The sequence below is a fragment of the Zarconia navalis LEGE 11467 genome (genome assembly GCF_015207075.1).
In the GTDB taxonomy this organism is placed as follows: Bacteria; Cyanobacteriota; Cyanobacteriia; order Cyanobacteriales; family Geitlerinemataceae; genus Zarconia; species Zarconia navalis.
Genome location: NZ_JADEXN010000200.1, coordinates 1 through 8,417, shown reverse-complemented (window position 1 = coordinate 8,417; position 8,417 = coordinate 1). Strand labels below are relative to the sequence as shown.

Genomic DNA, 8,417 nt, shown 5'->3' with positions numbered 1-8,417 from the left:
GGGTTGGCACGATCGCCGCTTCTTGGGTTGTCTGGAGTGAGGCGAGCGAAGAAGGGGGATTTGAGGTCTGGGAAAATAATGGCTCTGATGTGACTTGCCGATCTGATGTGACTTGTTGAATCGAATTCGAGTTTGTTAACCCCAATTTCACCGCCATTCGATAGTATTGAGTCGCTTCGACAAATCGTCCCTGACGAGTCAAAGCTTCGGCTAAGTTTTGGTGCGCCCCAAATAACTGAGAATTTAATTCCAAAGCGCGACGGTAACAGGAAATCGCTTGGGTTAACTGATTTTGTTGCAGGAGGCTATTCCCTAAATTCAAATGTTCCTCAGCACGGCCCAGCTTCGGATCGAGTTCGTAGGCCCGATACAAACAATCCGCAGCCGAGCGAGTATTTCCCACCTTCAGCCAAACTTTCGATAAATGATGGTAAGCTCCTGCAAAATTTGGACGAGTTTCGATCGCTTTTTGGTAGTACTCGATCGCCGGTTTCCACTGTTGCTGCTGGAAAAATATATTCCCGATGTTGGCATAAGCTTCGGCATACAAAGGCTGAACTTGAATAGCTTTTTCATACCAACACTTTGCCTCTTCTAACTGACTGTTAGCTCGCAAAGCATTTCCCACAATTTTATATGCTGAGGCTAAATTTGGATCGGCTTCGATGGCTTTTTGTCCTAGCTCGATCGCTTCGGAAAATTTTTTTTGCGATAGAAAATTATCGGCTTGTTTTTGGAGGTCGATCGCGGAAGTATTTGGAGCGATTTTCGATTCGATCGAAGAGATATTTCCGTCGATTCGATCGGACTGAGAGGAATGAAAATTTGAACGGTTAAGTCGAACGGAAGAGAGCGTTTGCATGACACCAAGTTTGTGAAATGTTTTCTTCACCAGACGAGGCTCGAAGTAAATATCTTCTGCCAGAGTGCTCGGATAAATTAAATCTCGCAAAAAACGGCTAGTGAATAATTCTCCGACAACATAATCATGTTGTAGATTTAGATGCTGGCTAATGGCACGGTAATAGTGACGGATATAGTTTGGTGAGGTTAACTCAACAATTTGAGCGTTCGGTTGACAAAAAAGAATATTGGTTAACCCACTTCCGTGAGGTGCAACAATAACTTTGGCTCGATGAAATAAGAGAATTTGCTCGAAAAAGGACATTGTTTCCAAAGCAACGGAAACAAAACCCCACGCCTCGAGTTGGCGAACAATTTCACCTTCGTTAAAAAGATGGCGATATTTCGCATCGGCGCGATTAATATAAATACGATCGGGAAAGTGGCAATCGGTCTGGGAAAACGTTGATATTGCAGCGGGTAAAAAAGATTGTCGGAGAAAATCGATCGTCTCAGGGGAAGCCCAACCTAAATATCCAGAAAAAGAGGGAACGATAAGCTGTCTGGCTTGAATGTGAGAATGGCGATCGCTCTGAATTATTTTTTCCGGTGGAATGCCGAGTTTGGAGAGTGTTTCCCTTTGAAAAGGCTGCTGATTTTGATTGACGAGAAACCCATCAACTTGGTTCCAATCGATTTGACTGCGGCGCAAAATTTCTACCCGAGGCAGAATATCGACCATCCAGTGGAAATAGACATTTGCTGATAGCCCCACCAGGGAAACAACCGTGCCATCAATATATTCGATGGGGGGAAGTTCTTTCCGTTGAAAAAGTCGGTGTTGGGGTCGCTCTTGGCTCTCGCAATTGGGTAGTCGATCGGGATACTCCCGAGAAATATCCTCTAACAAATACCCATCCGGGGAGATAACGGCGATCGCCTCGCAAACTTCCCACCAACTTTTTTGGGGCATACTCCAAATCCGTCCCTCGGGAATGACTGCCACAAAGGGATCTCGATGAGAAAACTCCAAAGATTGAGTATTTCGGCACTCGTAAATCCCCTCGCCTTGATGGGTTAACCCGAAGCCATTAAAAATTCTCTTCAGACATTTGTTGCAATTCAATCCCTGGCAATTTTGCTGGGTTGCCCCAGCTTGAGTCCGAGGTTCCCGAAGCGGCTCCAGAAATGGCTCTAGGGCGCAAGCGGGAACGATTCCCGAACCGAGATCGATATAGTCTCCTCGATGAGTTGCCCGCCACCAATCCCAAGTGCGAGAATAGACCCCTAATGGCGGAGAAATCGGCGCGACGGAAGCGCTCTCGATGTCATCCGAGCGGGGTAAACCCAATTCTGAAACGGTTTCTCGAGAGCGACTGGCGATCGTCACCCCTCGAAACAGCCATGTCGCCTCGACGCTGGGTAACCGCATCAAGCAAAATACCAGCCACCAACACCGCCATCGAGAGAATAACTGAATTTCCCAAGCCTGTCGAGCGTGAGTTGCCGCGCCGCATTCATCTCCCAACGCCAGTCGAACTCGACTCCGATAATGGTGTACCAGAGCCAGCCACTCGCAAATTTCAACAATGGACGATTGCCGTTGCAGAGCCGTTAAAAATCCCCCGCAGGCGGCTCTGGCGCGCTCCAAGTCATCCTCGCGAACCCGTTGGCGGGCTTTCCGGGTATATCCTTCTACCCAATGGGGTTGCTGTTGCAAGAGGTCAGATAAGTCGGCAAAAGCTTCCCCGAATTCCCCGCACGCCATCGACGATCGCGCGCGATCGTCATAGGCAATTAGGAGATTTCGGTCTAACTCGATCGCCCGTTTGAAGGCTTCGATCGCCCCAGGGTGTTGATTTTGCTTTTGTAAGGTAAGCCCGAGATTGTGGTGAAATAACCCGTTTTCCGGTTCTAATTGCACGGCCTGGGAGTATGCCGCGATCGCTCGATCGAGATTCCCTCGAAAGAACCAGAGCTGACCCAAATTATTGTGGAGTGCTGCCCGATCGGGGGAGATTTCTCGGGCCCGATCGTACGCTGCCAAAGCGCGATCGAACTGCCTCAAAGTCAGGAAAATACACCCGAGATTGTTGTAGGCGTTAGCGAAGTCTGGATGGCTGCGATCTCCTGCGGTGCACAAATCGATGACCTGCTCGAAGCGGCAGGCGGCTGCTTCGAGTTGACCGCGATCGTGCAGTACTATTCCCAGTTGGTAGAGCGCCCGAATACAATCGGGTTGGATGGCGATTGCCCGTTCGTAGCAATCCACGGCCCGGTCTAAATCTTGCCCTCGGTAATAGCAATTCCCCAGGCGCAACCAAAGTTCGGGTTCCTCGGGCGAAAATTGCAGTCCCTGCCGGTAGCCATCAATGGCTTCAAGTTCTTTCCCCCGTCCCTCGTACAGCTGTCCGAGAGCCACGCGAGCCGCCACCGATCTCGGCTGACGCTGGAGAATTTTCGTGTAGGTATCAATTGCGGCATCGACTTCACCGCGATCGCCCAACTGATGAGCCAAGGTCATTTGGACGGTCACCCAATCGATCGCAGAGTGACTCGCGATGGTCGATGACACCGAGCGCTTTCTCGTTGCGTTGACTTTTATCACTGGTTACAAACCCCTTCGTCAATCGTGACGCCAAATCGTAGAAACCTCGAGATATTAGAAGCTATCGAGATTATTCTCGTCGAGATTGTCCGGAGTCGGGTCGAGTTTCAAAATATCCACTTCGTCTCCAGCAGCAGCGGTGGGATTGTAGTACACTAGACCGGTGCTGGCATCGTAGACGATCGCCGCCGTCCGATCGCCCAGCTCTGCCGAGTTATTAATCTGAGTAAATTCAGCCCGCAGCGTATCATCCAACGCCGGGAAGATCCGGCGATCGAAGGAAATTGAATCCTCGTTTGGATTGAAGTCGGTCAAGGTATCGATACCCAAAATTCGATTGTCTAGACCCACTGGATCGGGAGACGGATCGTCGCCAAAGAACTCGAAGCGGAACGTATCTTGTCCTTCCCCACCCGAAAGTAGGTCGTTACCTTTGTCTCCAAAAATCAGATCGTTGCCAGCGCCACCACTAACCGTGTCGTTATCCCGACCGCCGTATACGCTGTCGTCACCCGGCCCGCCAAACACAAAGTCAGAGCCTTGACCGCCAGCAACAAAGTCATTGCCTTTATCGCCATAAACAGAGTCGTCACCAGCATTACCAATAACAACATCGTTGCCCTGACCGCCAAAGGCAAAGTCGTTACCCTCTCCACCTTGAACGAAATCGGCACCTTGGTTGCCAAAAATAACGTCATTTCCTTTATCCCCAGAAACAATGTCGTTTCCATCACCCCCAACGACAATATCGTCATCTTGACCGCCAAAAAGAAAATCGTCGCCGGAGTTGCCATCTAAGGTATCTCGACCTTGATTGCCGAATAATACATCCGAACCCGGTCCGCCGAGCATCGAATCGTAACCCCGACCGGCGACGAGCGTGTCGTCACCTTCCGCACCATCGACTTGTCCCCCGAGGGCAAACGTCAGTTCCTGGCGAGCGGCAATCAACTCTGATGTATCCAAACCATTGGCTTGGTAAGCTTGGATGGCATTATCGAATTGAGCGATAGCATTTGCTGTTGCCTCCGGGGCATCTACCGGCGCGGCATTGGTGACTCCGGCAATCGCTGCTTGAAGGGTACTAAAAGCATTAAACACCGCCGGGTTGCTCGGGGGGGTAATACCCGAGGTGGAAGTATTGGCAGCATTTTGAAGGTTGGCAGCAAACTCTGCCTCCGATTGGAGATTGAGAAAGATTCCATCTGCATTCGGGCTGCCATTCACCCTAAGTGGTTCAACGGTCCCTTGGCTGGGGACAATCAGCAAGCCTCCGGTGACCGCGATGGGAGTGACGGTAAAATCTTGCGGTGGGGAAGGATTTAAAACTTGTGACATTTGTTGTGCTCCTCAAAAAATAACCTAGATGCTCGATCGTCGATCTCTGAAAATTGCGAAAGAACGATTGACCGTATTTTTCTTTCATATTGGCTGTCATTGCGTACATGTTGACAAACCAATCTCTATGAATTAAAACATAAGTTTTAACCATTTTCTCCGACATAAATCGGTAGAGCACAAGCTGAGTTTCACCTGAGATATTGAATAAATCTCAGACTAAAAAATTAATAATGACTAAAACTACAATCAGATAGTAAATCAAGAATATTTTGCTCTCGCTTCAGATTCACTCGCTTGAGTGAGTGAACCTTAAGAACTTACAGCCATGACGAGGTCTTATAAAAAAAGTTCCTAGCGTGCAATGAGATAAATAAATTATAGTGCAAATTAATTCAAAGTTGCAATTTCGATCTCCAGAGATTATATCTCTCTCAAGTTATTTAATCGATTTTGATTTTTTTATATTTTTAGATAGATTTATATAAGGATATTTTTTCACGACCGAAGACTAATTTTCGGATTCTCATCATTAAATAAAGTGCAAAAGGCTTGAAATCACTATAATTAAACAGTCTTACCTCTCAATTAAAGCGAACGAACAGAGCTATTTTTTGTAGGTGTTTTATAACGATCGCTGCGAATCCGATTGAAGCCCCATCATATTTTAGTCAGTTCGATCGAGTTCTAATGTATTCTAAAAACTCAATGTAGAAAAATAATTAAATCAAAAAATATCGCCGGTATGAGTCGATCGAGCTGGATTTTGGAGCATCTAATCTCCGGATAATAACCCATACTTACGTGGTTATCTCGATCGAGATCGAAAAATTGCAGAGCCTCCTAAATTGGAGACGGATAGAATCAAGAAACGATCGTCAGCTTGAGTTCGTTGACCCGGATTTAAGATCGACGCATCTCCGGATAATAAACCATACTTACACGGTGCCTTGGCATCGACTTATAAAATTTTTCAATATAGAACCCAGTTTCAGGTCGATCCTGGAGATCGAAACAGCCCGTTCTACGATGAACTGCTCGGGGTCTGCGATGCAAGACAACTACAATATAAACTCCAGTCACTGTCCCTTGTTTTCTCAAATCCCACAACGTTTTTCCGCATTGGGTCAAAACCTTCAAAACAAAAACCCCATTGACCTGTAGAAAAAGCCAACGGGGGTTCGAGAAAGCTCGACGAGCGGTCGTAAAGCCGTTTAAGTCTGACCGCTAAAAATTGGAGCGGACTTAGAAATACTAGAGTAGTCTTCTTGGTAAATCGTCAGATCGTTAGGCTTACAGCGAGACACCTGTATGCCGATGCCTTGGGCACCTTCGTGTTCCAAGTCTTCAACATATCCGTTGGTTGAGTTGTGGGCTTCTTTCTCACTTAAAAAAGGCCCGAAGTAATACGTGCAGGCAGGAGACGCGGTGTCTACCTTAACCCACCAGGCGAAGCCAAAGAAATTGAGCAGATTAATCAAAAATTCTTTCATCGTGATTTTGCAAGCTTATCAACAAATGATTTACAAGGGCTAGGTTTATACCGTTTAGAAATCCTTTACATTTTGTTATACTCTGTTCGATTCATTTTTTCAATCTCCCTCGAGCTTTACTTAGAATGATTTGTTTTGACACGCTCTATTGTTCGTTGCGCACAGTTTGACCGGAGATGTCAAAATGTCGGGAAGACCAGCGCTGGCGGTAAATTTCGTACAAAGCCATTCCCGTCGCCACAGACACATTCAAACTCGGTGTTTTGCCCATTAGGGGTATCGACACCATAATGTCGCAGCAGCGCTGAGTTAATAGACTCAATCCTTGGCCTTCCGAGCCAACCACTAAAACGATCGGCTTGGGGGCATACTCTGTTTTTTTCGTGGAGTTGCCAAACTCGACCTGAATGGATTGGGGCGCTTTTTCCGATAGACCGTAAATCCAGAATCCCGCTTCTTTTAACCTTTCTAAGGTTCTCGATAGATTCACGACTCGCGCCACCGGAAACGTTTCTAACGCCCCAGCCGCCACTTTTTTGACCGCTGCTGTAATCCCCACCGCCCGTCGCTGGGGAATCACCAAACCCTGAGTTCCTATGGCTTCGGCGGTTCGAACGATCGCCCCTAAATTATGGGGGTCGGTAATACTGTCGGCAACCAGTAGCACCGGAGACTCTACCGCTTTGAGAGCGCTCGCAATCAGTGCGTCGATATCGACATATTCGTATGGGGCAACTTGGGCGGCGATACCTTGGTGAGTGGCTCCTCCCGTCATCCGATCCAATCGTCCGTATCCAACCTCATCAATCACCGTTCCCCGTGCCTTCGCTGAGGTCAGTAGGGTATGGAATCGTGGCGAGTAGCGAAGTTGTTGGGTAATCCAAAGACGATTGAGCTGACGCTGATTTTCCAGGGCGCTCAATACGCTATGACGACCGTAAATTAGCTCGGTTTCTTCGATCTCTTCTTGAGATTCGAGGGAAAAATCTCGATCGTTTCGATCTCGACGATCTCGATAATTTCGATCTTGACGATCTTGACGATCTCGATAATTTCGATCGTTTCGATCTCGATCCCAATTTTGACTATCTCGATTGCGCTTACTCGGGTTGGCAATCTTCAAGGGATTTTTCTTCGTCGGTTTTGGGTTTTGTTTTCGGTCCTGTCGGCTCATAATTAGATTCTAGGTAGATTAGCAACTCGTTTAAACGTTGGGGATCGCTCAAATAAAGATAGCCAACGAGGGTTTCGAGGCTTGTCGCCTGTTGGTAAATTCGAGCGCTCACTCGCTTGGGGCGACCGAAAGCCGCATTGCGTCCGCGTCGGATAATGTCTCGTTCGAGATCGCTCAGGTGCGGTTCGATCGATTGTAGATGTTGGGCTTGAGCTTCGGCTCGGACTCGATCGACAACCTGATGGTGATAGGCTTGTATCCGTTTAGATGGCAGTATGTATCGGTGGCGAACGTACAGTTCGTAAACGGCATCTCCCAGGTAAGCCAAAGCCGCCGGTGAAATTTGTTGAACTTGACGGGTCGTTAATTTTCCCAAATCCCCCATATGAAAAGAGGTTTGGATCTGACTTGGATCTGAATTTTCCGGTTCGATCTCTGACATACCTGAGAATGGGGGAGCGATCGATTAACGAAACAATTAAAAATTAAGATTTGAACTCATTTCTTACACCCAAACCATACTGAAGCCAGCCTGACTGCTCGATGGCAGGATAGCTGGCTCGATCTAGTATGATATTTAGCTTTTCGGGACGTTGGCAATTGCCTCCTCAACAGAAGGCTGTAACGACAGGAATTTCTCTAAACGAACGAGTTTAACTGTCTGCGTTACCCTAGGATTGGTAACGATTTGTAAGCTACCCTGATTGGTTTGTGCTTTTTTGACAAGTTGTACCAATGCTCCCAGACCGGAGCTATCGACAAAATCGATCTTGGATAGATCCAAGATCAGATGCTTGGGGCCCTCATCAACACATTTTCCAAAAACCTTCTGGAAATTCGGCTCGGAAAAAGCGTCTAACAAACCATTCAAGCGAAACAGCTGGTAATTGCTTGTGACGTCTCGGGTGCCTCTGAGGCTAACAGTCAAATTTAGTGGCTCTGGAATAGCTCCCTCCTTGGC

General features: G+C 47.5%; 6 protein-coding genes. All 6 read right to left on the bottom strand.

Annotation, left to right across the window (positions count from 1 at the left end; translation table 11 throughout):
- A partial coding sequence (locus tag IQ235_RS11905) for a tetratricopeptide repeat protein (RefSeq protein WP_264321680.1) occupies positions 1–3,418 on the bottom strand: 3,418 nt, incomplete at its 3' end.
- Positions 3,419–3,505: 87 nt separating this feature from the next.
- Positions 3,506–4,789, bottom strand: a complete 1,284-nt coding sequence (locus IQ235_RS11900; protein WP_264321679.1) for a calcium-binding protein — start codon at positions 4,787–4,789, stop codon at positions 3,506–3,508.
- A gap of 1,214 nt (positions 4,790–6,003) precedes the next feature.
- On the bottom strand, positions 6,004–6,282 hold the full coding sequence (locus tag IQ235_RS11895; RefSeq protein ID WP_264321678.1) for a DUF1816 domain-containing protein: 279 nt from the start codon (positions 6,280–6,282) through the stop codon (positions 6,004–6,006).
- Between the two features lie 145 nt (positions 6,283–6,427).
- Positions 6,428–7,399 (bottom strand): 23S rRNA (guanosine(2251)-2'-O)-methyltransferase RlmB, encoded by a 972-nt coding sequence (rlmB, locus tag IQ235_RS11890; RefSeq protein WP_405196668.1) that lies wholly within the window; start codon positions 7,397–7,399, stop codon positions 6,428–6,430.
- Positions 7,383–7,898, bottom strand: a complete 516-nt coding sequence (locus IQ235_RS11885) for a Mini-ribonuclease 3 (RefSeq protein WP_405196667.1) — start codon at positions 7,896–7,898, stop codon at positions 7,383–7,385. The genes rlmB and IQ235_RS11885 overlap by 17 nt, the downstream gene beginning before the upstream one ends.
- A gap of 135 nt (positions 7,899–8,033) precedes the next feature.
- Positions 8,034–8,402: an STAS domain-containing protein gene (locus IQ235_RS11880; protein ID WP_264321681.1), complete on the bottom strand. Its 369-nt coding sequence runs from the start codon at positions 8,400–8,402 to the stop codon at positions 8,034–8,036.
- Between the last annotated feature and the right edge of the window lie 15 nt (positions 8,403–8,417).

Bases quoted from the DNA above. Each gene is read 5' to 3' on its own strand.
- IQ235_RS11900 (WP_264321679.1), bottom strand. From the start codon at position 4,789: ATGTCACAAGTTTTAAATCCTTCCCCACCGCAAGATTTTACCGTCACT.
- IQ235_RS11895 (WP_264321678.1), bottom strand. From the start codon at position 6,282: ATGAAAGAATTTTTGATTAATCTGCTCAATTTCTTTGGCTTCGCCTGG.
- IQ235_RS11885 (WP_405196667.1), bottom strand. From the start codon at position 7,898: ATGTCAGAGATCGAACCGGAAAATTCAGATCCAAGTCAGATCCAAACC.